Annotated in this window: 1 protein-coding gene; it reads left to right on the top strand. The window is 69.4% G+C overall.

Going from position 1 to position 1,420, the window contains the following annotated elements; translation table 11 throughout:
* Positions 1–52 precede the first annotated feature (52 nt).
* A complete protein-coding gene (locus tag JW592_RS32355; protein WP_209268857.1) occupies positions 53–1,288 on the top strand; it encodes an IS701 family transposase in 1,236 nt (411 codons plus the stop codon).
* Positions 1,289–1,420 lie beyond the last annotated feature (132 nt).

Raw genomic sequence — 1,420 nt, 5'->3', positions numbered from 1 at the left:
TAGTGCTTCGTTACGTTGAGTGATCTCGGCTGATCGCGGGCAGCTTCCCGGAATGAGGTTGGGGGAAGTGGAACGGCTCCGGGGCGAGTTGTCGGAGTTCGTTGCCGATATGTTCGGGTCGTTTCCGCGACGGGATCAGCGGCGGTGGGGCGAGTGTTATCTGCGGGGCCTGATGCTCGACGGCCGGCGCAAGTCGGTCCAGCCGATGGCCGAGCGGCTGCCGGACGGGAACATGCAGGCCCTGCAGCAGTTCGTGAGCCAGTCGCCGTGGGATCCGCTGCCGGTCAGGCGGCGGATCGCCGAGCGGCTGTCCGGAGTTGTCAGGCCCGAGGTGTGGGTGATCGACGACGTGTCGTTCCCCAAGTGCGGCACCGCGTCGATCGGGGTGGCCCGCCAGTACTGCGGAGCGGTCGGCAAACGGGCGAACTGCCAGGTCGCGGTCAGTGTCCATGCCGCCACCGACACGGCCTCGTGTCCGTTGGAGTGGCAGTTGTATCTGCCGCGCGAGTGGACGGACGAACCGGAGCGGTGCCGCAGGGCAGGAGTCCCCGACGACGTGGTGCACCAGGAGAAGTGGCGTCTCGCGCTCGGCCTGCTGGACACACTCGCCCAGTGGCAGTTGGAGGCACCGGTCGTGGTCGCCGACGCCGGCTACGGCGTCAGCACCCCCTTCCGACTCGGCCTCCAGGAGCGAGGGCTGTCCTATGTCCTGGCCCTGACCGGGAAGGAAGTCGCCCACCCGGAGGAGGCCGAGCCGTCCCAGCCTGCCTACGGCGGACTCGGACCGCCCACCCTTCCCCGCTACCGCACCCCACCGCGAGCCGTCTGCGCCCTCGCAGCGGAGGCCGGTGCCGGCCGGTTCACCGAGGTGACCTGGAGGCAGGGCAGCAAAGGCGCGATGACCTCACGCTTCGCGGTGCTGACCGTGAGGCCTGCGGGCAAGCAGCCTGTGGCCGCAGCGCAGGAGGCGGGCGGCGGCCGCAACCGGTGGGACGGCGTCCTACCCGTCCAGACACTCCTGGTCGAATGGCCGGACGGCCAGGACGCTCCGACCGGTTACTGGATATCGAACCTGCCCGCCACCACACCGGCCGCCTACCTGGTGCGGTGGGCCAAGATGCGCTGGCGGATCGAGCACGACTACCGCGAGCTCAAGCACGGCCTGGGCCTGGACCACTTCGAGGGCCGAACCTGGCGCGGCTGGCACCACCACGTCACCCTCGTCACCGCCGCCCAGGCCTTCCTCACCCTCCGGCGGCTCGACCCAAAAGTCCGTACACCGGCCTGACCCTCTACCAGGTCCTCGACGCTCTACAGGACCTGCTGAGGTGCTGGACCGGTGCATGCACCACCTGCGGACGCCCCCTGCCGGGCCGACGGAGCAGCCGCAGACCGCCCAGAACCTAACGAAGCACTACTA

Source organism: Streptomyces spirodelae (assembly GCF_017676385.1).
Classification (GTDB): domain Bacteria; phylum Actinomycetota; class Actinomycetes; order Streptomycetales; family Streptomycetaceae; genus Streptomyces; species Streptomyces spirodelae.
The sequence above is the reverse complement of the archived record's forward strand: the minus strand, read 5'-3'. Positions and strand labels throughout refer to the sequence as shown.

What these genes read in the sequence shown, in the direction of transcription:
- JW592_RS32355 (WP_209268857.1), top strand. Translation starts at nt 53, where the DNA reads ATGAGGTTGGGGGAAGTGGAACGGCTCCGGGGCGAGTTGTCGGAGTTC.